This is a genomic window from Pseudomonas sp. WS 5059, assembly GCF_012985525.1.
Taxonomy (GTDB): domain Bacteria; phylum Pseudomonadota; class Gammaproteobacteria; order Pseudomonadales; family Pseudomonadaceae; genus Aquipseudomonas.
Window position 1 is genome coordinate 147853 of record NZ_JAAQWO010000007.1, and the last position, 23494, is coordinate 171346.

Genomic DNA, 23494 nt, shown 5'->3' on the forward strand with positions numbered 1-23494 from the left:
GCTTGTAAGAGGTCGTGCCATGTCGGTTTCCCATGCCCAACTCAAAGCCTTCCATGCCGTGGCCGTCCACGGCAGCTTTACCGCGGCGGCGCAGCGGCTGTTCCTCACCCAGCCGGCCATTTCCGATCAGGTGCGCAAGCTTGAAGAGCGTTTTGGCGTGCTGCTGTTCCATCGCAACAAGCGTTCGGTACGCCTGACCGACCTGGGGGAGCGCCTGCTGAGTATCACCCAGCGCCTGTTCGTGATTGCCGCCGAAGCCGAGGAACTGCTGCAAGACTCCAAGGCCCTGCAGACCGGCAGCCTGACCCTGGCCGTGGACGCGCCGGTGCATGTGCTGCCGCAGATCGCGCGGTTTTGCGAACGCTATCCGGGGATCACCGTAAGGATCGAGACCGGCAACACCGATGATGCGCTGTATCGCCTGCACAACTATCAGGCTGACCTGGCGCTGGTGGGGCGCGATGTCGACGATGAGCGCCTGCTCTCGATCCCCCTGCGCGATGACCCGATGCTGGCGTTTGTCGCACGTAACCACCCATGGGCCGGGCGCGAGTCCATCGACCTGGCGGACCTGGACGACACGCCCCTGGTGCTGCGGGAAATCGGCTCGGTGACCCGTCAGACCCTGGAGCGCGAGATGCACCAGGCCGGGCTGCGCATCCGCCCGGCGATCCAGGTGGAAGGCCGCGAAGCCGCGCGTGAGGCGGTGGTGGTGGGGATTGGCGTGGGGGTGGTCTCGGCGTCGGAGTTCGGCGCGGATTCACGGGTATATGCCATGCCCATCCGCGACTGCACCCAGCGTATGAAGGAAACGCTGGTGTGCCTCAAGGAGCAGAGTTCGCGGCGGGTAGTGGCGACTTTCCTGGAGATTGTCCGGGAAAGCCTGCGCGACGATTAGCTGAGTAATTGCATTGAGTTGACCCGTGCACAGGCTCTCGATGACTGGCCAGACTCGACCCAACCTCGTTCCTGAGCCTGCACGTCATCATGAGCGTGACTAATACTCTTTTGAAATCAATTCGTTTTTGTTCATGTAGCCTCCTTGCTTAAAATACGTGCAGCTCTTCACGCTGGCCGATCTACAAGCCGTCGAGTGAAGAAACAGCATGATGATCAAAGCTGAAAGAGGCCAGGCGCCATTTCAGGTTTGTCCAAAATACGGGTGCAGGTCACGATGAACAACGAATTCACATTTGTTATCAAGAGCATTTGTTTTGATGAGAATTACTTTCCTTCAGACACTACGCGCATCACGACCAACTTTGCCAATCTAGCGAGGGGGGAGAGTCGTCAGGAGAATCTGCGCAACACGTTGAAGATGATTGATAATCGCTTTAATGCGTTGGCGCACTGGGACAATCCTACGGGTGATCGTTACACGGTCGAGTTGGATATTATTTCCGCTGAAATGAAAATTGATACTGAAGGTCGCGGCCACGCTATTCCTTTGATTGAGATTTTGAAGACCACGATTGTTGATCGAGAAACCAATCAACGCATCAGTGGCATAGTGGGAAATAACTTCTCATCCTACGTACGAGACTATGACTTCAGTGTGCGGCTGCTGGAGCACAACAAGAACCAGTCACAATTCAGCACCCCACATGACTTTGGCGATTTGCACGGCAAACTATTCAAGTGCTTCGTCAACTCCAGCGCTTACAAAGAGCACTTCGACAAGCCACCAGTCATCTGCCTGAGCGTATCCAGTACCCGGACATACCTGCGAACCGAAAACCAGCACCCTGTGTTGGGCTTTGAGTACCAACAAGATGCCTACTCTTTGACAGATGAGTACTTCAGGAAAATGGGCTTGAAGGTTCGTTATTTCATGCCGCCGAACAGTGCCGCACCACTGGCTTTCTACTTTTCTGGGAATTTGCTCGGTGATTACACCGATCTTGAGTTGATTGGCACCATTAGCACCATGGATACGTTCCAGAAAATCTACCGCCCTGAGATTTACAATGCAAACTCCGTGGCTGGAAAGTCCTACCAGCCTAGTTTGAAGCATCAGGACTATTCATTGACTCGAATTATTTATGATCGAGAAGAGCGAAGCCGACTGGCTACTGAACAGGGAAAGTTTGCCGAAGAGCAATTCATCAAGCCCTACAAGGTCATTCTTGATCAATGGTCTGTTAACTGCGCGCTTTAATTAATTTAAAATCAAGGTCTTCTTTAATGAAAAAGCTGTTGCCTACTTCGACCGCTGGGAGCTTGCCTAAACCTTCCTGGCTTGCACAACCTGAAACGCTTTGGTCGCCCTGGAAATTGCAGGATGAAGAACTGGTTGAAGGTAAACAGGACGCTTTGCGCCTCGCCTTGCAGGAGCAGCAGTTGGCCGGCATTGATATCGTCAGTGATGGCGAACAGACCCGTCAGCATTTTGTGACGACCTTCATCGAGCATCTCGAAGGGGTCGATTTCGAGAATCGTGAAACCGTCCGGATTCGTGATCGCTACGATGCCAGCGTGCCGACGGTTGTGGGTGCCGTTTCTCGGAAAAAGCCGGTGTTCGTGGAAGACGCCAAATTCTTGCGCCAGCAGACGAAGCAGCCAATTAAATGGGCCCTGCCCGGCCCCATGACGATGATTGACACCCTCTACGATGCTCACTACAAAAGCCGTGAAAAACTGGCCTGGGAATTCGCGAAGATTCTCAATCAGGAGGCCAGAGAGCTGGAGGCTGCCGGGGTAGATATCATCCAGTTCGATGAGCCTGCATTCAACGTGTTTTTTGACGAGGTGAATGACTGGGGTGTGGCCACCTTGGAGCGAGCAATCGAAGGGCTCAAATGCGAAACCGCCGTGCATATTTGCTATGGCTATGGCATCAAGGCCAACACCGACTGGAAAAAAACGCTGGGTTCGGAGTGGCGCCAGTATGAAGAAGCGTTCCCCAAGTTGCAGAAATCCAGCATCGATATCGTCTCGCTCGAATGTCACAACTCTCACGTCCCGATGGATCTGATCGAGCTCATCCGGGGTAAAAAAGTGATGGTGGGCGCCATTGATGTGGCAAACCATGCCATCGAGACGCCCGAGGAAGTCGCCAATACCCTACGCAAGGCACTTCAGTTCGTAGATGCCGACAAGCTCTATCCTTGCACCAACTGCGGTATGGCTCCGTTGCCTCGCCAGGTGGCAAGGGGCAAGTTGAATGCGTTGAGCGCAGGCGCAGAGATCATTCGAAAAGAGCTGTCGAACTAGGAACCGCGATGTCACTCACTACCACTGCTACTTCCATCGAGCCCCTGAGTTTTCGTCAGGCGCTCGGGCACTACGCTTGCGGTATCACGGTGATTACATCGCACACCGGTGATGAGCCGATTGGCTTTACTTGCCAGTCGTTTTATAGCGTATCGATGAACCCGCCACTGGTCTCGTTCAGCGTCATGTGCAGCTCGGCCAGCTATCCGAAGATTCGTGAGGCAGGTCGATTCGCAGTCAATATTCTGTCCGGTGAACAGGTTGGGATTTCCAACCAGTTCGCTCGCCGAGGCACGGATAAGTGGCATGGAATCGAATGGCAGGAATCACCGCTAGGTAACCCCGTCATTGCCGACAGCCTGCACTGGCTCGACTGTGAAATCCACGCCGAGCACGTCGCAGGCGATCACGTGATAGTGATTGGTGAGGTGAAAGCCATGGATCTGCAAAAGGCCGACACCGCACAGCCATTGCTGTATTTCAAAGGGCAGTATCGCAACCTGGCGGCGCATGGCGCAGTTTGAGCGACGAGGGTTTTCCTGCGCAAAAACCACTCCGTTATGTTGCGTTAACGCACACTAGACACCTACAGCCCTGCGAGAGGGGTACGGGGCCAACTCGAAGTCGAATGCAAACGACTGCTCAACTGGGGGGGGGGGGCAACGTCCCAATCAGCTTGAGGCCAACTCGAAAAACGCCTGAATCAAGCGCAACTCGCGGCGTCGTTCCATGCAGCCGAGCATGTGCTGGTTCAGCAGCCCATCGCCACGGATCGCAATCGCATGCACCCGCGGGTCCCGGCTGACTTCCATGGAGGACACCACCCCCACCCCCAATTCGGCGGCCACCGCTTCCGCCACCGCTTCGCGGCTATCGAGTTCCAGCAACACCTTGGGCTGCACGCCGGCCTTGGCACACGCCTCGTCGAAAGTGCGGCGGGTGATGGAACTGGGCTCGCGCAGCACCATGATCACCTGGTCCAACTGCTCCAGGCGAATACCCGCCGGGTCCGCCAGCCACGGGTGGCCAGCCGGTACCAACGCGCAAATACGTGACTCGTTCAACGGCTGCAGGTGTACGCCCTTGCGCGGCTCGACTTCGGTCAACACCGCCACATCCGCATGCTCGGAGAGCAGCGCCGCCAGGGTTTCCTGGGCATTGCCCAGGCGCAGGTTGACGGTGATCCCCGGGTAACGGGCACGCAGCTTTGCCAACATCGGCATGACCATATGCGGGCCATCCGCCGCCACCTCCAGGCGTCCGGTGAGCAATTGGCGGTTGGCTTCGAGCAGGGTCTGCGCTTCATCCACCAGGCCGAAGATGCTGCGGGTGATGGCCGCCAGCTTGATGCCCTCCTCCGTCAACTCCACGCGCCGCGCGGTACGCCGCAGCAGGGTGATCTGGTAATGCTCTTCCAGCGCCTTGATATGCCCGGTCACGGCTGGCTGGCTGATAAACAGGCGCGCGGCGGCACGGGTAAAACTGCCGTCCCGGGCCACGGCGTCAAATGCACGGAGTTGGAATAGATTCATAACTATCGGCCTCACTGATGGCTGGCATAACAACAAACAATTTGATTGATGACAAGCCAAACTGCAATTTATGTCCCGTAGCGTCATCCCACTGCTTTGCGAGGACATGAGAATGAGTACTGCCGCGCCGATCCTGCTCACACCTGGGCCCCTGACCACCTCTGCCCGCACCCGCCAGGCGATGATGGTTGACTGGGGTTCGTGGGATGACCGCTTCAACCAACTGACCGACAGCCTCTGCGAGCAACTGCTGGTGATCATCAACGGTGGCGACAGCCATCACTGCGTGCCCTTGCAGGGCAGCGGCACGTTCGCCGTCGAAGCCGCCATCGGCACCCTGGTGCCCCGCGATGGCAAAGTGCTGGTGCTGATCAACGGCGCCTACGGCAAGCGCCTGGCGAAGATCTGCGAAGTGCTGGGCCGCCCGTTCAGCACCTTCGAGACCGCTGAGGACCAGCCCACCACCGCCGCCGATGTCGACCGTCTGTTGCAGGCTGACAGCAGCATCACCCATATCGCGCTGATCCACTGCGAAACCAGCACTGGCATCCTCAACCCGCTGCCGGAGATCGCCCAGGTCATCCAGCGCCATGGCAAGCGCCTGATCATCGACGCCATGAGCTCCTTTGGCGCGCTGCCCATCGACGCCGCCCAAGTGCCGTTTGACGCCCTGATCGCTGCCTCCGGCAAATGCCTGGAAGGCGTGCCCGGCATGGGCTTTGTCTTTGCCAAAAAAGACGCACTGGCCGCCGCCCAGGGCAACAGCCATTCCCTGGCCATGGATTTGTTCGACCAGCACGCCTACATGGCCAAGACCGGGCAATGGCGCTTTACCCCGCCGACCCACGTGGTAGCCGCCCTGCATGAAGCGCTGCTGCAATACAACGAAGAAGGCGGCCTGCCAGCCCGTCACCAGCGCTATGCCGCCAACTGCCAGACGCTGCTGGACGGCATGGCCGACCTGGGTCTGTGCAGCTTCCTGCCGGCCGCGATCCAGGCGCCGATCATCGTTACCTTCCACGCGCCAAACGATCCGCGCTACCAGTTCAAGGAATTCTACGAGCGGGTCAAGGCCAAGGGTTTCATTCTGTATCCGGGCAAATTGACCCAGGTAGAAACCTTCCGCGTGGGCTGCATCGGTCACGTCAACCAGGCCGAGATGCAAGCGGCGGTGGCGGCGATTGCCCAGGCGCTGCAAGAGATGGAAGTGCTCGAAATCTGACTCCCTTCGGCGATGGGGCCTTCAGGGCCGCTATCGCCGGCAAGCCGGTTCCTACACATTATTTACAGGATTTGAACCATGAACTATCAGAACCCCAACACCCTGCAGGCCGCCATCCTTGATTGGGCCGGTACCGTGGTCGACTTTGGCTCGTTTGCCCCCACGCAGATTTTTGTCGAGGCGTTTGCCGAGTTCGACGTGCAGGTTTCCATCGAAGAAGCCCGTGGCCCGATGGGCATGGGCAAGTGGGACCACATCCGCACCCTGTGTGATCAGCCGCAAGTGGCCGAGCGCTATCGCAAGGCCTTCGGCCGCACGCCGACCGATGATGACGTGACCGCCATCTACGAGCGCTTCATGCCGTTGCAGATCGAGAAGATCGCCGAACACTCGGCGCTGATTCCCGGCGCCCTGGAGACCATCGCCGCGCTGCGTGCGCAAGGGATCAAGATCGGCTCCTGCTCCGGCTACCCCAAGCAAGTGATGGACAAGGTGGTCGAACTGGCGGCTACCAACGGCTACATCGCCGACCATGTCGTGGCCACCGACGAAGTGCCCAATGGCCGCCCATGGCCGGCCCAGGCCTTGGCCAACGTGATCGCCCTGGGCATCGATGACGTGGCGGCCTGCGTGAAGATCGACGACACCGTGCCGGGCATCCTCGAAGGCCGCCGCGCCGGGATGTGGACCGTGGCGCTGACCTGCTCGGGCAACGCCCTGGGCCTGACCTACGAGCAGTTCCGCGCCCTGGACCCGGCGACCCTGGCCAGCGAACGCAAGCGTATCGAAACGATGTTCGCCGGCTCGCGCCCGCACTACCTGATCGACACGATCACCGACCTGCCCGGCGTGATCGCCGACATCAATCAGCGCCTGGCACGTGGTGAAATGCCGCAAAGCGCCTGATCGAGATCAATACATCGCCCCTCACTCGGGCAAACCTTGCATAACAGGTTTAGGCTTTAGGGACTCCGTCGCCAAAGAACGGAGGTTTGCCCCTGATGAGTGAGGAAAGACGCGATGCCGTGGAAAAACAGCGAGTCCCGTTACAGTACGATGTCCATCGCCTTGCACTGGCTGATGCTAGTGCTGCTGGTGGCGGTCTACGTCACCATTGAATTTCGCGGGATTTTCCCCAAAGGCAGTGGCGGACGCACGTTAATCAAGGAACTGCACTTCATGTTCGGCCTGACCGTATTCGTACTGGTCTGGCTGCGCCTGTTTGCCCGCAGCCTTGGCGTGGCGCCGAAGATTTTGCCCGCGCCGCCGCAATGGCAAGCGCTACTGGCGACCTTGATGCACGTGGCGCTGTATGTGTTCATGATCGGCATGCCGATCTTTGGCTGGCTGATTGTCAGTGCCGAAGGGCATTCGGTGTGGTTCTACGGGATCGAGTTGCCACCGCTGATCGGTGAAAACAAGGACCTGGCCAAGCAGATCGAAGGCTGGCACGTATTGGGCGGCACCATCGGCTACTGGCTGATCGGCCTGCATGCGGCGGCGGGTCTGTACCACCACTACTTCATGCGGGATAACACCGTGTTGCGCATGTTGCCCAAGCGTTAATCCACAAAACCCCGGCGGCCCTGCAAGCCGCCGGTGTGCACAAAGACCAGGCGAGTGCCGGGGGCAAAGCGCCCGGCCTCGATCTGCTGCTTGAGCGCCAGCAGCGCCTTGCCGGTATAGAGCGGCTCCAGGGGCAAGCCACTGGCCTGCTGCGTGGCGTCGATGAAGGCCAGCAATGGCGGGTCGACTTTCGCAAAACCGCCACGACTGGCGTCCAACAGTTCATACCCGCCCTGCACGATGGCCCGCACGTTCTGCACGACACCGTGGTCATCCGGCACCGCCATGGCCCCGTACACAGGATGCGCGCCCGCCTCCGCCAGCACCAAACCCGCCAGGGTGGTACCGGTGCCGGCTGCCAGCCACCAGGCGTCGTAGTCGGCCCACCCCAGGGCCGGCAACTGCCTGCGCACCTGCTCGACCAACACGCCACAGCCCAACGCCCCGGTCATGGCGCCGCCGCCCTCGGGTACGGGATGCAGGTGCGGATACCGCTCGCACCAGGGCAACCAGAAGTCCGGCGCATGACGCGCACGGTAACCGCCGTAGCCCAGCCAGTGCAGTTGCATGCCGAAGGCTTGCAGGTCGAGGACCGTCGGGGTGTCTTGCGGGTGCCCGCGCAACAGGCCGACGGTGGCAAAACCGAAGCGTTTGCCGGCCGCCGCCAGGGCATGCAGATGGTTGGAGTAGGCGCCGCCCAGGCTGATGATGCCGCTGGCACCCGCCTGTTGCGCCTGGGCCAGGTGCCCGGTGAGCTTGAACCACTTGTTGCCGCTGATCAGCGGGTCGATGCGGTCCAGGCGCAGCACGGCCACCTCGACCCCGTTCAGCCAATCCAACTGCAAGGGTTCAAGGGGCGCGTGGGGAAGCCAATCGAAAGGACCCATCAGGGCACGTCTGCATGAAAAAAGGGGCGGTAGTCTAACACCGCCCCTGCGCGGCCCTTACAACTCGGCGGCCAGGCGCGAGCCCTGGTTGATGGCGCGCTTGGCATCCAGCTCGGCGGCCACGTCGGCACCGCCGATCAGGTGCACGTTCTGGCCAGCGGCGACCAGGCCGTCCTGCAGTTCGCGCAGCGGGTCCTGGCCGGCGCAGATCACAATGTTGTCCACCGCCAGCACCTGCGGCTCGCCCTCGGCACCAATACGGATATGCAGGCCCTCATCGTCGATCTTCAGGTATTCAACGCTATTGAGCATCTGCACCTGCTTGTTCTTCAGGCCGGTACGGTGGATCCAGCCGGTGGTCTTGCCCAGGCCGTCACCAACCTTGGAAGCCTTGCGCTGCAACAGGTAAACCTCGCGCGCCGGGGCGTGGGGCTGGGGTTTGATCCCGGCCACGCCGCCGCGGGCCTGCAACAGGGTGTCGATGCCCCACTCCTTCCAGAACGCTTCGCGGTCCAGGCTGGTGGACACGCCCTGGTGCACGAGGAACTCCGACACGTCAAAGCCGATACCACCGGCACCGATCACGGCAACGCGCTTGCCCACCGGCTTGCGCTGCAGGAGCACGTCCAGGTAGCTGAGCACCTTGGGGTTTTCCACGCCAGGAATCGCCGGGGTACGCGGCGCAATACCGGTGGCGAGGATGATCTCGTCATAGCCGCCGGCCACCAGTTGCGCTACATCGACCCGGGTGTTGAGGCACAGCTCGACATGGGTGGTCTGCAGCTTGCGCTTGAAGTACCGCAGGGTTTCAAAAAACTCTTCCTTGCCCGGCACGCGCTTGGCCACATTGAACTGGCCGCCGATCTCGCTGGCCGAATCGAACAGGGTCACCTGGTGCCCGCGCTCCGCCGCCACGGTGGCAGCGGCCAGTCCGGCTGGGCCGGCGCCGACTACGGCGATTTTCTTGATCTGCTGGACCGGCAGGTAATTGAGCTCGGTCTCGTAGCAGGCGCGCGGGTTGACCAGGCAGGTGGTCAACTTGCCGCCGAAGGTGTGGTCCAGGCAGGCCTGGTTGCAGCCGATGCAGGTATTGATCTCATCGGCGCGCCCAGCGGCGGCCTTGTTGACGAACTCCGGGTCGGCGAGGAACGGCCGGGCCATGGACACCATGTCGGCATCGCCCTCGGCGAGGATCTGCTCGGCCACTTCCGGGGTGTTGATACGGTTGGTGGTGATCAACGGGATCTGCACCGCGCCACGCAGCTTGGCCGTGACTTTACTGAACGCACCGCGCGGCACCTTGGTGGCGATGGTCGGGATGCGCGCTTCGTGCCAGCCGATACCGGTATTGATAATCGTCGCGCCCGCCTGTTCGATGGCCTTGGCCAACTGGACGATTTCTTCCCAGGTGCTGCCGCCCTCCACCAGGTCGAGCATCGACAGGCGGAAGATGATGATGAAATTCGGCCCCACGGCTTCGCGCACCCGGCGCACGATTTCCACCGGCAGGCGCATGCGGTTCTCGTAGGCGCCGCCCCAGCGGTCGGTGCGGTGGTTGGTGTGGGCGGCGAGGAACTGGTTAATGAAATAACCTTCGGACCCCATGATTTCGACGCCGTCGTACTCGGCGACCTGGGCCAATACCGAGCAGGTGACAAAGTCGCTGATCTGCTTCTCGATGCCTTCCTCGTCCAGCTCCTTGGGCTTGAACGGATTGATCGGCGCCTGGATCGCGCTGGGGGCGACCTGCTTGGGGCTGTAGGCATAACGCCCCGCGTGGAGGATCTGCATGCAGATCTTGCCACCGGCCTCATGCACGGCCTGGGTGACGATCTTGTGCTTGAGCGCCTCGGCTTCGGTGGTCAGCTTGGCGGCCCCGGAGTACACCCCGCCTTCATCGTTCGGGCCAATACCGCCGGTGACCATCAGGCCCACGCCGCCACGGGCGCGCTCGGCAAAATACGCCGCCATGCGCTCGAAGCCGCCAGGTTTTTCTTCAAGGCCGGTGTGCATCGAACCCATCAGGGTGCGATTGCGCAAGGTGGTAAAACCCAGGTCCAACGGGGCCAGCAGGTGCGGGTAGGCAGCAGCGGTCATGGTACAGCTCCACAACGGATCATCACGGGACGTGACAGGCTCGAATGGCCGGCCATCGGTTTATGTTCCACAGACTAAGAGCCACGCCGTTAGCGCTCAATGACTGAAACTGACAACTTATTGATCCAAATGCGCAACGCCCCTTGGCAAGCGTGGCGACGCGCCCTACCCTAGGGGCGAACCCTGCACACGGCCTGTTGTCTGTTCCCCCATGCGTAAATTACTTGCTTTGACCCTCACCATGGCCCTGGTCGCCGCCGTTTCCGCCTATCTGGTCTGGACCCAGGAGCGCCCCGTGGGGCATTACCTGTCGGACCTGCGGATCAACCTGGCTGTAAACGAGGGCACTCCCGCCGATCACGGCAACCTGCTGGGCATCCAGCCGGAGCTGTTCCCCGCTGACTACCAGAGCCTGGAACGCTTGCACCTCAAGCTCTCGGCCTACCTGCGCAATGCCCAGGAACTAGGCCTGCTCAACGATAAAACCATCGTGGTCCTGCCCGAACATGTCGGCACCTGGCTGATGGTCAGTGGCGAAAAAAACGAGCTGTATCAGGCGACTAACTTCAAGGAGGCGATGAACTGGCTGTCGGCGAGCAACCCTTTGCTGTTCCTGCGCGCATTGATCAGCGCCCAGGGCGATAACCGCCTGGACGATGCCTACCTGCGCATGAAGGCGCCGGCCATGGCCCGCGATTACCAGGTGCTGTTTGGTGGCCTGGCCAAGGAGTTCGGGGTGACCCTGGTTGCCGGCTCCATCGCCCTGCCCAACCCCAGTATCAGCCAGGGTCAACTGCAGGTCGGCCATGGCACGCTGTACAACACCAGCCTGGTGTTCGACCGCGATGGCCTGCCGCTGGGCCAACCCCAGCGCCAGCTCTACCCGATCTTCGATGAGCGCGGTTTTATCGCCCCGGGCGACGAAAACGCGGTCAGCGTGATCGACACCCCGGCCGGGCGCCTGGGCATCCTGATCGGCAGCGACAGTTGGTACCCCGACAACTACCGCAAGCTCAACGAACAAGGCGCGCAACTGGTGGCCGTGCCGGCACTGGTGATTGGCCGAGACACCTGGGACAAGCCATGGCGCGGCTTCAAAAGTGTGTCCACGCCCCCGGAAGTCAGCCTCAAGCCCGAAGAGCTCAGTGAAGGCGAAGCCTGGCATCGCCTGAGCCTGATCAGCCAGGCCCCCATCAGCCTGGCCGGTGCCGGCATGAGCGTATTCATGCGCGGGCAGTTCTGGGACCAGGGCACCAGCGGCCAGAGCTTTCTCAGTGCCAACGGCCAAGTCTTCGCCGACGGCAACGCACGTGGTGCGCGCCTGCTGAACGTGTGGCTATAAACCCATGAAGCCGGCACCGATGCGCCTCGGGGACTTATCGGTGGGCATCGTGCACACCCTGGCCGACGCCATCCTCAGCCATGGCCTGGACCCGCAGCCGTTGCTGTTGCAATACGGCCTGGACCCGGCGCGCTTGAGTGAACCCGGCGCGCGCCTGTCGATCCCGCGCTATATGCGCCTGGGCCATGCGGCCATCCAACTGACCGGCGACCCCGGCCTGGGCCTGCGCATGGGCCAGTTGAGCCGTATGAATCAACTTGGCCTGGCCGGCGTCACCGCCGCCCAGGCGCCCAACGTGCGCGAAGCGGCACGCACCCTGACGCGCTTTGAAGCATTGTACGGCGCCAACTATCGTGGCCAGTCGAGCTTTCATGAAGACGCCCAGGGCGCTTGGCTGCGCTTCTATTCCATCAGCCCGTACAACGCTTATAACCGCTTCGTGGTGGACTCGATTCTGGCCGGCTGGCTGCATCAGATGGCGAACTTGTGCCAGCAGCCGGTGCTGGCCGAGCGCATCGAAATCGAATTCGCCGCACCGGACTACAGCGCCAGCTACAGCGTGCTGGGCGAGTGCCCGGTGCAGTTCGGCGCCGAGCTCAACCAACTGCGGCTGAGCCAGTACAGCCTGGGCCTGCGCAACCCGCAGCACTGCCCAAGTACCTGGCACTTGCTGGTGCAATTGTGTGAACGGGAGTTGGAACAACTGACCCGCACCCGCAGCCTGCGCGAGCGCATCATTCGTTTGCTGGGGCCGATGCTCAATGGCGGCCGGGAACCCGACCTGGAAGAAGTGGCGGCGCGCCTGAAGCTGCCAACCTGGACCTTGCGCCGCAAACTGGCCGAGGAAGGCACGCAGTTTCGCGCGATTCTCAACGACACCCGCCGCGACCTGGCCATGACCTACATTCGCGACACGGAACTGGCGTTTGGGGAAATTGCCTACTTGCTCGGTTTTGCCTCAGCGGAGGCCTTTCAACGGGCCTTCAAGCGCTGGAACAGCCAGACCCCAGGGGAATTTCGCCGCAGTCAGCGGCATTCCGCCTGACGCCTGCCTACAACTCGGTGGCGTCGTCGGCCGGGTGCGAAGGGTCCAGTTCAAAGGCCTGGTATTCCAGCAGCTCTTCTTGATAATCGTCCATCGTCGACTCCTTGTGTCATCAAAGCAGGTTGTTCAAGTGACCTGCATCACCAGCCTAAAGTGCCGTGGTGACGAAAAAAAGACAGGGTCATGACATTCCTGCGCTCCAGGATTAAACGTAGCGACGGGCAACGGATTTAATACATCAAACTTGACCCTCTCGGCCCGCGCGTAATTACTCGCCGGTGGCCGGCAGCGGTGGAATCACCTCTGTCGGTGCCGGCAGCACAGGCGTAGTCGGCACTTCTGCTGGAGTTTGCGGGGTAATGGGCATGGCCTCTACCGGCGGTGCAAGCGGTTCCGAGACCGCTGGCGCGACAGGTACCGGCGGCACTTCTTTCGGCGCTTCTACCTTATCCACCGCCGGCGCGGGCTTGGGTTCCGGTACGCCGAGATCGGCCTTTGGCGCTTCGGGAATCTGCTCGGCGGCTTTCACTTCCTGGGGCAGGAACACATCCACCAGGGAAAAGTAGCGGTCATAGAACTTGGGCGAGGTGACCGTCTCGCTGGCCACCTTGACCATCGAGTCGTCGGTGGAGCCGATCGGCATCGACACCGAACCGAGCACGCCCACCCCCAGGCTGGCGGAGTTGTTGACTTTCTTCAGCGCGTAGCGATCCTGCAGGGCGTTAGCAAACATGGTGGCATGATGCTCGCCGCTGCCATCTTCGGCACACACCACGTTGAAACTGATCTGTAGATGGGTCTCACCGGTCTGCTGGAAACTTTTGTTACCGCTCACCAGCTTCGGGTCGCTGCTGGTGATGATGTAGCCCTGGCTGAGCAACGCCCGGCGTGCCGCTTCGCAGGCCGCGATATCGCTGACCGGGTAATTGCGCGAAAACGTACCGGAGTCGTCGAAGTTCTCATGTTCGTAAATAGCGGTCTTGGGCGAGGAGCAGCCCGTGGCGCCTGCCAGCACCAGCGCGAGCGCGAGGCCACGCAAGTGAAATGAAGTTGACATTGATCATCCTGAGGAAAACGGTCAGGGCGGTATTGTGCAACAGATCACCGGCTGCGCGCGCGGATTCCTGTCGGTAAAACGTCACCAGCCGGCTCGACGCGCGGTGCAGGAAAAAGCCTGGCGCTCATATGATCGATAAACACCCGCAGTTTGGCCGAGGCATGTCGGCTCGACGGCCAGAGCATCCAGAAGCTGCCACTGTGCTCCAGGTAATCGTCCAGCACCCGCTGCAGGCGGCCCTGCTCGACGGATTCGCGGACCATGAAGTCCGGCAGGCAGGCGATCCCAAGGCCTTCGTGCACTACGTGCTTTAGCGACTCGATGGTCGTGCTGACCAACGGTGCACGCAGCACCGGCTCGGGTTCGCCCGGTAAATGGCGCAGGGGCCAGCTCTCCAGCTTGCCGGTGGCGCAAAACTTGTGACGTAGGCAGGCATGATGGTTGAGATCCGTAGGACAGGTCGGTACGCCGTGTAAGGCGAAGTACTGCGGCGCTCCCACCAGCACCAACCGATAGTGCCCCAGCAGCCGCGCCGACAGCCGCGAGTCCTCGGGCTTGCCGGTGCGCACCACAGCGTCGAAGCCTTCCTCGATCACATCCACCATGCGGTCGGAAAAATCCACGTCCAGCTCAATCTCTGGATAGGACCGCATAAACTCGGTCAGCACCGGCATCAACAGGCCCCTGACCTGGGGCAAACTGATGCGTAATTTGCCACGGGGGGTGGTTGCGGCTTCAGTCAACTCCTGCTCGGCCGCTTCAACCTCGGCCAGGATCCGCCGTGAACGCTCGAGAAACAGCGCGCCCTCGGCCGTCAGCGTGATACTGCGGGTACTGCGATGGAACAGCCGCACCCCCAGACGCTGCTCCATGCGCGCAATGCTTTTGCCCACAGCCGAGGACGACACCCCCAGCAGCCGACCGGCCTGGGTAAAGCTGCGGGTCTCCGCGACCTGCACAAACACCGACATACTGCCCAGACTGTCCATTGTCACTTCCTGCGAATTACGGACATAAACGTCCGATAAGTTCGGAACCTTAGCCCATTTTTCCAAGCGGTTCAGCCCCCTACTCTGCCCCGATGTCCTGATGCCTTGAATACGGAGCCGAGCCACATGAATGACTGCAGTACACCGCAATGCCTGCCCAGCGAGCGCGAACGCCTGCCCATGGCGGGCTTGCTGGCGCTGGCCACCGCCGGCTTCATCACCATCCTCACCGAGGCGATGCCCGCAGGTCTGCTGCCCCAGATGAGCGCCGGCCTCGGGGTAAGCGAGGCGCTGGTCGGCCAGCTCGTCACGCTGTATGCCCTCGGCTCGTTGCTGGCCGCCATCCCCCTGACCATCGCCACCCGTGGCTGGCGCCGCCGCCCCTTGCTGATGCTAGCCATTGGTGGCTTCGCGCTAGTCAACAGTGTCACGGCACTATCAAGCGTGTATTGGCTGACCCTGGTCGCACGGCTGTTGGCCGGGGTGTTCGCGGGTTTGCTCTGGGCACTGCTGGCAGGATATGCCAGCCGCATGGTGGCCCCGCACCTACAGGGCCGGGCGATTGCCGTGGCAATGCTGGGCGCGCCCCTGGCGTTATCCCTTGGAGTGCCTGCCGGAACGTTTCTGGGCACTGCAGTGGGTTGGCGCTTGAGCTTTGCGATCATGACCGGGCTGACAGTGCTGCTACTGGCGTGGGTACGCTGGCAGGTGCCGGACTTTGCCGGGCAACATGCGCAACAGCGCCTGGGCTTGCGCCAGGTCCTGCGTTTGCCGGGGGTGCGACCGGTGCTGTGGGTGACCTTTACCTACGTGCTGGCGCATAACATTCTGTACACCTATATCGCGCCGTTCCTGGCGCCCGCCGGGCTTACCGCCGACATCGACCGGGTGTTGCTGGTATTTGGCCTGGCAGCGCTGATGGGGATCTGGATCGTCAGCCTGTTGATTGACCGCCTGCTGCAGGTCCTACTGGTGAGCAGTTGCACCCTGTTTGCCGCTGCAGCATTGGCCCTGTGTCTGTGGATCGCCTCTACCGAGGTCGTCTACCTGTCAGTCGCCATCTGGGGCCTGGCGTTTGGCGGCTTGCCTGCCTTGCTGCAAACCGCGCTGGCCAAATCGGCCGGTGACTCGGCGGATGCAGCCCAGTCGATGCTGGTGACGGTGTGGAACCTGGGGATTGCCGGCGGTGGGCTGCTGGGCGGCATACTGCTTCAGGGATGGGGCGTCATGTGGTTTCCCTGGGTCGTTGCCGCCTTGGCTACGCTGGCATTGATCACCACCCTGCAGCCTCGCCGCACCTGACAAACAGGCAAAAAAAGACCCCGGTTTCAGGCCGGGGTGTTTTTTGAAACGGTATTACTACATCAGAACCGCTTGATGTCAGCCTTGCTTTCCAGCTCCTTGCGGAACGCGGCGAAGTCCTGCTGACCGACCCGCGAAGCGAGGAAGCGACGATATTGCTCCTTCTCTTCATCGGTTGGCGCAGCGCCTTCGTTGACGTTGTTCAAGCGCAGGATCATCAAGCTGCCATCCGGCAGGGTCACGTCGGTGAAGGTCGGTTTGTCCTTCGCCGCCGGCTTGGCCATGCGGAACAGCGCTTGCAGCACGGCAGGCTCGACGCCTTCCTGGCCACGGGTAGCAGCTTCGGTGACTTTCCAGGCCTGGCCATCAACCGCCTGGTCCAATGCCAGCTTGCCGTCGCGCAGGTTAGCGATCAGCTCGTCAGCATGGGTCTTCGCCGCAGCGCTTGCACGCTCCTTGGTCAACTGGGCACGGATGGCGGTCGCCACGCTTTCCAGCGGCAGTTGCTCCGGCTTGCGGTGCTCCTTGGCGCGCAGGACCACGATGGTTTCCGGATCCAGCTCGATGGCGGTGCTGTTGGCACCCTCATCCAGCACTTCAGGGCTGAAAGCCGCCTGGATCACAGCACGGTTGGCCGCGATGCCTTCGCCACCTTCACGGCCAAACGGCGCCGAAGTGTGCACGGTCAGCTTCAGGTCCGAAGCTGGCTGGGCCAGGTCGGAGGCTTCGAATGCCGCATCTTCCAGTTGCTTGGTTGCCTCGACGAAGCGCTGTTCTACTTGCTGGGTCTTCAGCTCGCGGGTCAGCTTGTCTTTCAGGCTGGCGAACGAAGGCACTTCTGGCGCTTCAACACCCAGCAGCTTGATCAGGTGCCAGCCGAAGCTGGAACGTACCGGTGCCGAGACCTGGTCCTTGTTCAAGGCGTACAGGGCACTTTCGAACTCAGGATCGTAGACGCCAGGGCCTGCAAAACCCAGGTCGCCGCCGCTGTTGGCCGAACCCGGATCCTGGGAGAACTCCTTGGCCAGGGCCTCGAAGCTTTCGCCCTTGGCCAGGCGCGCCTGGACTTCCTCGATCTTGGCCTTGGCCTGGGCCTCGGTGACCTTGTCGTTGACTTCGATCAGAATGTGCGCGGCACGACGCTGTTCAGCGAGGTTGGCGGTTTCTTTCTCGTACAGGGCCTGCAGCTCATCGTCCTTGACCGCTACCTGGTCAAAGAACGAAGACTTCTTCAGCTCCAGGTAGTCGATGACGACCTGGTCCGGAGTCATGAACTCTTTGGCGTGTTGGTCGTAGTAAGCCTTGACCTCGTCGTCGGTGAGTTTCACGGCTGCCGGGTCGGCCTTGATGCTGACGGTGGCGAAATCACGGGTCTGTTTTTCCAGACGCGCAAAGTTCAGCACTTCCTGGTCGGTGACAAAACCGCTGCCGGCAATGCCTGCGCGCAGTTGGCCGATCAGCATTTCCTGGGTCAGCATCTGCCGGAACTGCATACGGCTGTAGCCCAGTTGACGGATCACCTGGTCGAAGCGTTCAGCGCTGAACTTGCCGTCTTCCTGAAACTCCGGGGTCTGCAGGATCACTTGGTCCAGTGCAGCTTCCGAGAAGGAGAACTTCGAATCGGCCGCGCCTTGCAGCAGCAGCTTGCGATCGATCAGGCCTTTGAGGGCCGCCTCGCGCAGCATTTTTTCATCCAGCAAGGACGCGTCGAAGTCCTTGCCCAGTTGTTGCATAAGCTGCCGACGTTGCATGTCGACGGCCTGGCTCAGCTCGTTTTGAGTGATTTCTTCACCATTGACCTTGGCCGCGTCCTGGCTGTTGGTCGTGGCCTGGAAAATGGCCTCGATACCGGTGAAGGCCATCAATACAACGATGAGCCCGATAATGGTCTTGGCAATCCAGCCTTGTGAATTGTCCCTGATATTCTGCAGCATGCGTCCCCCAGAAACGGTTGAACTTCAAAAATTAGGCAACCGTGGAGCGTGGGTAGAATCCGGATAGAAGAAAGGCGCATCCGAGGATGCGCCTTCTCGTAACTGGCGGAACGGACGGGTGTTGAACCCGCCCCCCGGCGTCGCGACCCAATGGATACTCAGGTCAGTTGCCGCTCCGCTGCCAGGCCAGACCTGCGTCCAGCCCGGATAGGCAAAGGCTTGAACGAAGCTTAGTTGACGGCTTCTTTCAGGGCTTTACCGGCTTTGAAACCTGGTTTCTTGGCAGCAGCGATTTGCAGTGCTTTGCCAGTCTGTGGGTTACGGCCAGTGCGGGCTGGACGATCGGTCACAGAGAAAGTACCGAAACCTACCAGTACCACGGAGTCGCCGGCCTTGAGAGCGCCAGTGACGGATTCGATTACTGCGTCCAGCGCACGGCCAGCAGCGGCTTTCGGGATATCAGCAGATGCGGCGATAGCATCAATCAGTTCCGACTTGTTCACTCTAAGTCCCCTTATATCTATTGAGTATGATTCTAAGTTTTTTGGTGAAAGCAAAAACCAGTGCTGAATGGCCTACAGGCACTTATAAGAGCCGCTTTATAACAAGGGCTCTAAAAAGCTGTCAAGGAAGCCACCAAGCTTAAACGTATTAATGCGTGCTAATTCTTTCCTTAGAGTCAGTCTCGCGTTTTTCGTCCTTCGCGACTATCTCGGGAGCCACATCCGGCAAGGGCTCCGGCGCGTATTGCAGCGCAATTTGCAGGACCTCGTCAATCCATTTAACCGGTTTAATCTGCAGATCCTGCTTAATATTGTCAGGAATTTCCTTCAAGTCGCGAACATTCTCTTCAGGAATGATCACCGTCTTGATACCACCACGGTGTGCAGCCAGCAGTTTTTCCTTCAGGCCACCAATGGCCAGTACCTGACCACGCAGGGTGATTTCCCCGGTCATGGCCACATCGGCGCGCACGGGGATGCCGGTCAGGGCCGATACCAGGGCCGTGCACATGCCTACGCCAGCGCTAGGGCCGTCTTTGGGAGTCGCCCCTTCCGGCATATGGATGTGGGTGTCGTGCTTCTCGTGGAAGTCCAGGGGGATCCCCAGGCTGCGGGCGCGGCTGCGCACCACGGTCTGCGCGGCCGTGATGGACTCGACCATCACGTCACCCAGGGAACCGGTCTTGATCAGTTGCCCCTTGCCCGGGATCACCGCGGCCTCGATGGTCAGCAATTCGCCGCCCACCTGGGTCCACGCCAGACCAGTCACCTGCCCGACCTGATCCTGCTGCTCGGCCAGGCCATAGCGGAATTTGCGCACACCCAGGAAGTGCTCCAGCGCATCGGCCGTAACCTTCACGGAGAAGCGTTTTTCCAGGGCATGTTCTTTGACTGCCTTACGGCAGATCTTCGCCAATTGACGCTCAAGGCCCCGTACGCCGGCCTCGCGGGTGTAGTAGCGAATGATGTCGCGGATCGACTCGACATCAAATTCGATCTCGCCCTTCTTCAACCCGTTGGCCGCAATCTGCTTGGGCGCGAGGTACTTGACGGCGATATTGATCTTCTCGTCTTCGGTGTAACCCGGCAGACGAATCACCTCCATCCGGTCCAGCAGGGCTGGCGGGATGTTCATCGAGTTGGAGGTGCACAGGAACATTACGTCGGACAGGTCGTAGTCGACTTCCAGGTAATGGTCGTTGAAATTGTGGTTCTGCTCGGGGTCGAGCACTTCGAGCAAGGCTGATGCAGGATCGCCCCGCATGTCGCTGCCCATTTTGTCGATTTCATCGAGCAGGAACAGCGGATTGCGCACGCCAACCTTTGTCATCTTTTGAATCAATCTTCCCGGCATCGAACCGATGTAAGTCCGGCGATGTCCACGGATTTCCGCTTCATCACGCACGCCACCGAGGGCCATGCGTACGAATTTTCGGTTGGTGGCGTTGGCAATCGACTCGGCCAGCGAGGTTTTACCCACGCCCGGAGGACCGACCAGGCACAACACCGGGCCACGAATCTTCTTCACGCGCTTTTGCACGGCGAGGTATTCGAGGATGCGCTCCTTGACCTCCTCCAGGCCGTAGTGATCGGCGTCGAGGATATCTTCGGCACGCGCCAGGTCCAGGCGCACCTTGGTCTGGGCTTTCCACGGCACCTGCACCAGCCAGTCGATGTAGGAACGAACCACGGTGGCTTCGGCCGACATCGGCGACATTTGCTTGAGTTTGTTCAACTCGGCGGTGGCTTTGGTCAACGCGTCTTTTGGCAGGCCTGCGGCATCGATGCGCTTTTTCAGCTCTTCGATTTCGTTGTGACCTTCCTCGCTGTCGCCGAGCTCTTTCTGAATGGCCTTCATCTGCTCATTCAGGTAGTACTCGCGCTGGCTGCGCTCCATTTGTTTCTTGACGCGACCGCGAATGCGCTTCTCGACCTGCAACAGATCGATCTCGGCATCCAGCAGGGCCAGGACGTGCTCGACCCGGGTCGACAGGTCGATGATTTCGAGGATGTCTTGCTTCTGCTCGATCTTCAGCGCCATGTGCGCGGCCATGGTGTCGACCAGGCGGCTTGGCTCATCAATGCTGTTGAGGGAGGACAGGACTTCAGCCGGGACTTTCTTGCCCAGTTGCACGTATTGCTCGAACTGGGACAGCAGGCTGCGTACAAACACTTCGGATTCGCGCTCAGGCGCATCGACTTCGTCGATCAACGCCACTTCTGCACGCAGGTGGCCGTCCACCTCCATGAAGCGCTCGACCGCACCGCGCTGCTCACCCTCGACCAGCACCTTGACGGTGCCATCCGGCAGCTTGAGCAATTGCAGAACGGTGGCAATGGTGCCGACGCGATACAGGGCGTCTTCGCCTGGATCGTCGTCAGCCGGATTTCTCTGGGCCAACAGCAGGATCTGCTTGTCGCCCGTCATCGCGGCCTCGAGGGCTTCGATAGACTTCTCGCGCCCCACGAACAGCGGGATAACCATGTGCGGATACACAACCACATCACGCAATGGCAGGAGAGGCAATTCAATGGTTGTCTTCATGATTTCGCCTCTATGACAGATGAAAGTAAGCTTGAAACCAAGATGGGGGCTGCGTGTAAAAAAAACAAGCTCAATGCTGGCAGTTACACACAGTAAAAATCCCTATGAAAAACAAAGGGGCCCCTAGAGGCCCCTTGTTTGTACCGAAACTGCGAAACGCTTACGCGTCTGGCGCAGCCTTGGCAGCCGGCTCACTGTTTTCGTAGATATACAGTGGCTTGGACTTACCTTCTATAACGCTTTCGTCGATCACCACTTTACTCACCTCGGACTGCGAGGGGATTTCGTACATGGTGTCGAGCAGTACGCCTTCGAGAATCGAGCGCAGGCCACGTGCGCCAGTTTTGCGCTCCAGTGCCCGCTTGGCCACCGATTTGAGCGCATCGGCACGGAACTCGAGGTCTACACCTTCCATTTCGAACAGCTTGGCGTATTGCTTGGTCAGGGCGTTTTTCGGCTCGGTGAGGATCTGAATCAGAGCAGCCTCGTCCAACTCGTCCAGCGTAGCCAGGACCGGCAGACGGCCAACGAATTCCGGGATCAGACCGAACTTGACCAGATCGTCAGGCTCGACTTCACGCAGGGACTCGCCCACCTTCTTGCCTTCTTCCTTGCTGCGCACTTCTGCACTGAAACCGATGCCGCCACGGGTGGAGCGGTTTTGAATAACCTTTTCCAGGCCGGAGAACGCACCGCCACAGATAAACAGGATGTTACGCGTATCAACCTGCAGGAATTCCTGCTGCGGGTGCTTGCGGCCGCCTTGGGGCGGTACGGAAGCGACCGTGCCTTCAATCAACTTCAGCAGGGCTTGCTGCACGCCTTCACCGGAAACATCCCGGGTGATCGACGGGTTGTCGGACTTGCGCGAAATCTTGTCGATTTCATCGATATAGACAATACCCATCTGGGCCTTCTCTACGTCGTAATCGCACTTCTGCAACAGTTTCTGAATGATGTTCTCGACATCTTCACCCACGTAGCCAGCCTCGGTGAGGGTGGTGGCGTCGGCGATGGTGAACGGAACGTTCAGCAGGCGAGCGAGGGTTTCTGCAAGCAGGGTTTTACCCGAGCCTGTAGGACCGATCAGCAGGATGTTGCTCTTGCCGAGTTCGACCTCGTCACCTTTCTTGTCACGCTGGTTCAAGCGCTTGTAGTGGTTGTACACCGCTACGGCCAGAACCTTCTTTGCACGCTCTTGACCAATCACGTACTGATCAAGGATGCCGCTGATTTCTTTAGGCGAAGGCAATTTATGCGCGCTGCTTTCGGCCTGTGCCTCCTGCACCTCCTCACGGATGATGTCATTGCACAGGTCGACGCACTCGTCGCAGATAAAGACCGAGGGGCCGGCAATCAATTTGCGCACTTCATGCTGGCTTTTGCCACAGAAGGAGCAATAGAGCAGCTTGCCGTTGTCCTCGCCGTTGCGGGTGTCAGTCATTCGTTCGATCCAAATCCGATAGGCTTGCAACACAAGATGAAGGCTTATGCGGGCTTTTTCAAGCCCGCCGGTGGTCGGACATGCCGACCAGCCCTATTTTGAGCGGCTTATATTAAGCGGGGCGCTTGTCGATCACGGCGTCGATCAGCCCGTATTCACGCGCGGCTTCGGCACTCATGAAGTTGTCGCGGTTGGTATCGCGCTCGATTTCTTCCAGGGTGTGCCCGCTGTGCTTGGCCATCAGCGTATTGAGACGCTCACGGATAAACAGGATTTCCTTGGCGTGGATTTCGATATCCGACGCCTGGCCCTGGAAACCGCCCAGTGGCTGGTGAATCATCACGCGCGAGTTAGGCAGGCAGAAACGCTTGCCTTCAGCACCTGCGGTCAGCAGGAATGCACCCATGCTGCAGGCCTGGCCAATGCACGTGGTGGATACGTTCGGCTTGATGAACTGCATGGTGTCGTAGATCGACATGCCCGCCGTCACCGAACCGCCTGGGGAGTTGATGTAGAGATGGATGTCCTTGTCCGGGTTTTCCGCTTCAAGGAACAGCAGTTGCGCACAGATCAGGTTGGCCATGTAGTCCTCTACCGGACCAACCAGAAAGATCACTCGCTCCTTGAGCAGGCGCGAGTAGATGTCGTAGGCGCGTTCGCCACGAGCAGATTGCTCGACAACCATCGGGACCAGGCCGCCTGCGGCCTGGATATCAGAGTTCTGCTGAATATACGAATTACGGAACATGCTCTGCAGTTACTCCCAAATAGTCATGTCTTGAATACGCATAAGCCAGCGCGAGGCTGGCTTATGGG

At 60.0% G+C, this 23494-nt stretch carries 20 protein-coding genes; 10 read left to right on the top strand and 10 right to left on the bottom strand.

What is annotated here, in order from left to right; genetic code table 11:
- Positions 1-19 precede the first annotated feature (19 nt).
- From HBO12_RS21180 to HBO12_RS21195, 4 genes are all read left to right on the top strand, one after another.
- Positions 20-898 (top strand): LysR substrate-binding domain-containing protein, encoded by an 879-nt coding sequence (locus HBO12_RS21180; RefSeq protein ID WP_169954389.1) that lies wholly within the window; start codon positions 20-22, stop codon positions 896-898.
- Between the two features lie 276 nt (positions 899-1174).
- Positions 1175-2158 (top strand): DUF1852 domain-containing protein, encoded by a 984-nt coding sequence (locus tag HBO12_RS21185; protein ID WP_170043130.1) that lies wholly within the window; start codon positions 1175-1177, stop codon positions 2156-2158.
- A gap of 26 nt (positions 2159-2184) precedes the next feature.
- Positions 2185-3213 (top strand): methionine synthase, encoded by a 1029-nt coding sequence (locus tag HBO12_RS21190; protein WP_076962641.1) that lies wholly within the window; start codon positions 2185-2187, stop codon positions 3211-3213.
- Between the two features lie 8 nt (positions 3214-3221).
- Complete coding sequence (locus HBO12_RS21195; RefSeq protein WP_170043131.1) at positions 3222-3737, top strand: flavin reductase family protein; 516 nt, start codon at positions 3222-3224, stop codon at positions 3735-3737.
- Between the two features lie 147 nt (positions 3738-3884).
- Here the strand turns inward: HBO12_RS21195 and HBO12_RS21200 are convergent, their stop codons facing one another.
- Positions 3885-4745, bottom strand: a complete 861-nt coding sequence (locus HBO12_RS21200; RefSeq protein WP_170043132.1) for a LysR substrate-binding domain-containing protein — start codon at positions 4743-4745, stop codon at positions 3885-3887.
- 112 nt (positions 4746-4857) lie between these two features.
- Between HBO12_RS21200 and HBO12_RS21205 the strand changes: the two genes are divergently transcribed.
- The 3 genes from HBO12_RS21205 to HBO12_RS21215 all read left to right on the top strand — a co-directional run bounded on the left by HBO12_RS21205 (position 4858) and on the right by HBO12_RS21215 (position 7533).
- Positions 4858-5967 (top strand): 2-aminoethylphosphonate--pyruvate transaminase, encoded by a 1110-nt coding sequence (locus HBO12_RS21205; RefSeq protein WP_170043133.1) that lies wholly within the window; start codon positions 4858-4860, stop codon positions 5965-5967.
- A 78-nt stretch (positions 5968-6045) separates the two neighbouring features.
- Positions 6046-6873, top strand: coding sequence for a phosphonoacetaldehyde hydrolase (gene phnX, locus HBO12_RS21210; protein WP_169954393.1), 828 nt, complete (start codon positions 6046-6048; stop codon positions 6871-6873).
- A 114-nt stretch (positions 6874-6987) separates the two neighbouring features.
- A complete protein-coding gene (locus tag HBO12_RS21215; RefSeq protein ID WP_099169023.1) occupies positions 6988-7533 on the top strand; it encodes a cytochrome b in 546 nt (181 codons plus the stop codon).
- Here the strand turns inward: HBO12_RS21215 and HBO12_RS21220 are convergent.
- Positions 7530-8420 (bottom strand): 1-aminocyclopropane-1-carboxylate deaminase/D-cysteine desulfhydrase, encoded by an 891-nt coding sequence (locus HBO12_RS21220; protein WP_170043134.1) that lies wholly within the window; start codon positions 8418-8420, stop codon positions 7530-7532. The two genes, HBO12_RS21215 and HBO12_RS21220, sit on opposite strands and share 4 nt — an antisense overlap.
- A gap of 57 nt (positions 8421-8477) precedes the next feature.
- On the bottom strand, positions 8478-10517 hold the full coding sequence (locus tag HBO12_RS21225) for an NADPH-dependent 2,4-dienoyl-CoA reductase (protein ID WP_169954395.1): 2040 nt from the start codon (positions 10515-10517) through the stop codon (positions 8478-8480).
- A gap of 211 nt (positions 10518-10728) precedes the next feature.
- Here HBO12_RS21225 and HBO12_RS21230 point away from each other — a divergent pair, with 211 nt between their 5' ends.
- Entirely contained in the window at positions 10729-11859 is a 1131-nt protein-coding gene (locus tag HBO12_RS21230) for a carbon-nitrogen hydrolase family protein (protein ID WP_170043135.1), read from the top strand.
- A 4-nt stretch (positions 11860-11863) separates the two neighbouring features.
- On the top strand, positions 11864-12904 hold the full coding sequence (locus tag HBO12_RS21235; RefSeq protein WP_169954397.1) for an AraC family transcriptional regulator: 1041 nt from the start codon (positions 11864-11866) through the stop codon (positions 12902-12904).
- 268 nt (positions 12905-13172) lie between these two features.
- Here the strand turns inward: HBO12_RS21235 and HBO12_RS21240 are convergent, their stop codons facing one another.
- Positions 13173-13961 carry a DUF2242 domain-containing protein gene (locus HBO12_RS21240; RefSeq protein ID WP_170043136.1) on the bottom strand — a complete coding sequence of 263 codons (789 nt, stop codon included), beginning with the start codon at positions 13959-13961 and terminating at the stop codon, positions 13173-13175.
- A 44-nt stretch (positions 13962-14005) separates the two neighbouring features.
- Complete coding sequence (locus HBO12_RS21245; RefSeq protein ID WP_170043137.1) at positions 14006-14950, bottom strand: LysR family transcriptional regulator; 945 nt, start codon at positions 14948-14950, stop codon at positions 14006-14008.
- 126 nt (positions 14951-15076) lie between these two features.
- Here HBO12_RS21245 and HBO12_RS21250 point away from each other — a divergent pair, with 126 nt between their 5' ends.
- On the top strand, positions 15077-16252 hold the full coding sequence (locus HBO12_RS21250; protein WP_170043138.1) for an MFS transporter: 1176 nt from the start codon (positions 15077-15079) through the stop codon (positions 16250-16252).
- A gap of 62 nt (positions 16253-16314) precedes the next feature.
- Here HBO12_RS21250 and HBO12_RS21255 read toward each other — a convergent pair whose 3' ends face one another.
- The 5 genes from HBO12_RS21255 to clpP all read right to left on the bottom strand — a co-directional run bounded on the left by HBO12_RS21255 (position 16315) and on the right by clpP (position 23426).
- Positions 16315-18186 carry a SurA N-terminal domain-containing protein gene (locus HBO12_RS21255; RefSeq protein ID WP_170043139.1) on the bottom strand — a complete coding sequence of 624 codons (1872 nt, stop codon included), beginning with the start codon at positions 18184-18186 and terminating at the stop codon, positions 16315-16317.
- Between the two features lie 230 nt (positions 18187-18416).
- The gene (locus HBO12_RS21260; protein WP_003174819.1) at positions 18417-18689 is read right to left on the bottom strand and encodes an HU family DNA-binding protein; all 273 of its coding nucleotides are present in this window, start codon (positions 18687-18689) and stop codon (positions 18417-18419) included.
- Positions 18690-18837: 148 nt separating this feature from the next.
- Positions 18838-21234: an endopeptidase La gene (lon, locus tag HBO12_RS21265; protein WP_169954402.1), complete on the bottom strand. Its 2397-nt coding sequence runs from the start codon at positions 21232-21234 to the stop codon at positions 18838-18840.
- Positions 21235-21394: 160 nt separating this feature from the next.
- On the bottom strand, positions 21395-22678 hold the full coding sequence (clpX, locus tag HBO12_RS21270) for an ATP-dependent Clp protease ATP-binding subunit ClpX (RefSeq protein WP_029298419.1): 1284 nt from the start codon (positions 22676-22678) through the stop codon (positions 21395-21397).
- A 112-nt stretch (positions 22679-22790) separates the two neighbouring features.
- A complete protein-coding gene (clpP, locus tag HBO12_RS21275) occupies positions 22791-23426 on the bottom strand; it encodes an ATP-dependent Clp endopeptidase proteolytic subunit ClpP (protein WP_029298421.1) in 636 nt (211 codons plus the stop codon).
- Between the last annotated feature and the right edge of the window lie 68 nt (positions 23427-23494).

Coding starts and splice junctions, on each gene's coding strand:
- phnX (WP_169954393.1), top strand. CDS start 6,046: ATGAACTATCAGAACCCCAACACCCTGCAGGCCGCCATCCTTGATTGG.
- HBO12_RS21230 (WP_170043135.1), top strand. CDS start 10,729: ATGCGTAAATTACTTGCTTTGACCCTCACCATGGCCCTGGTCGCCGCC.
- HBO12_RS21255 (WP_170043139.1), bottom strand. CDS start 18,186: ATGCTGCAGAATATCAGGGACAATTCACAAGGCTGGATTGCCAAGACC.
- HBO12_RS21215 (WP_099169023.1), top strand. CDS start 6,988: ATGCCGTGGAAAAACAGCGAGTCCCGTTACAGTACGATGTCCATCGCC.
- HBO12_RS21180 (WP_169954389.1), top strand. CDS start 20: ATGTCGGTTTCCCATGCCCAACTCAAAGCCTTCCATGCCGTGGCCGTC.
- clpX (WP_029298419.1), bottom strand. CDS start 22,678: ATGACTGACACCCGCAACGGCGAGGACAACGGCAAGCTGCTCTATTGC.
- HBO12_RS21185 (WP_170043130.1), top strand. CDS start 1,175: ATGAACAACGAATTCACATTTGTTATCAAGAGCATTTGTTTTGATGAG.
- HBO12_RS21205 (WP_170043133.1), top strand. CDS start 4,858: ATGAGTACTGCCGCGCCGATCCTGCTCACACCTGGGCCCCTGACCACC.
- HBO12_RS21245 (WP_170043137.1), bottom strand. CDS start 14,950: ATGGACAGTCTGGGCAGTATGTCGGTGTTTGTGCAGGTCGCGGAGACC.
- lon (WP_169954402.1), bottom strand. CDS start 21,234: ATGAAGACAACCATTGAATTGCCTCTCCTGCCATTGCGTGATGTGGTT.
- clpP (WP_029298421.1), bottom strand. CDS start 23,426: ATGTTCCGTAATTCGTATATTCAGCAGAACTCTGATATCCAGGCCGCA.
- HBO12_RS21225 (WP_169954395.1), bottom strand. CDS start 10,517: ATGACCGCTGCTGCCTACCCGCACCTGCTGGCCCCGTTGGACCTGGGT.
- HBO12_RS21220 (WP_170043134.1), bottom strand. CDS start 8,420: ATGGGTCCTTTCGATTGGCTTCCCCACGCGCCCCTTGAACCCTTGCAG.
- HBO12_RS21235 (WP_169954397.1), top strand. CDS start 11,864: ATGAAGCCGGCACCGATGCGCCTCGGGGACTTATCGGTGGGCATCGTG.
- HBO12_RS21250 (WP_170043138.1), top strand. CDS start 15,077: ATGAATGACTGCAGTACACCGCAATGCCTGCCCAGCGAGCGCGAACGC.
- HBO12_RS21195 (WP_170043131.1), top strand. CDS start 3,222: ATGTCACTCACTACCACTGCTACTTCCATCGAGCCCCTGAGTTTTCGT.
- HBO12_RS21240 (WP_170043136.1), bottom strand. CDS start 13,961: ATGTCAACTTCATTTCACTTGCGTGGCCTCGCGCTCGCGCTGGTGCTG.
- HBO12_RS21200 (WP_170043132.1), bottom strand. CDS start 4,745: ATGAATCTATTCCAACTCCGTGCATTTGACGCCGTGGCCCGGGACGGC.
- HBO12_RS21190 (WP_076962641.1), top strand. CDS start 2,185: ATGAAAAAGCTGTTGCCTACTTCGACCGCTGGGAGCTTGCCTAAACCT.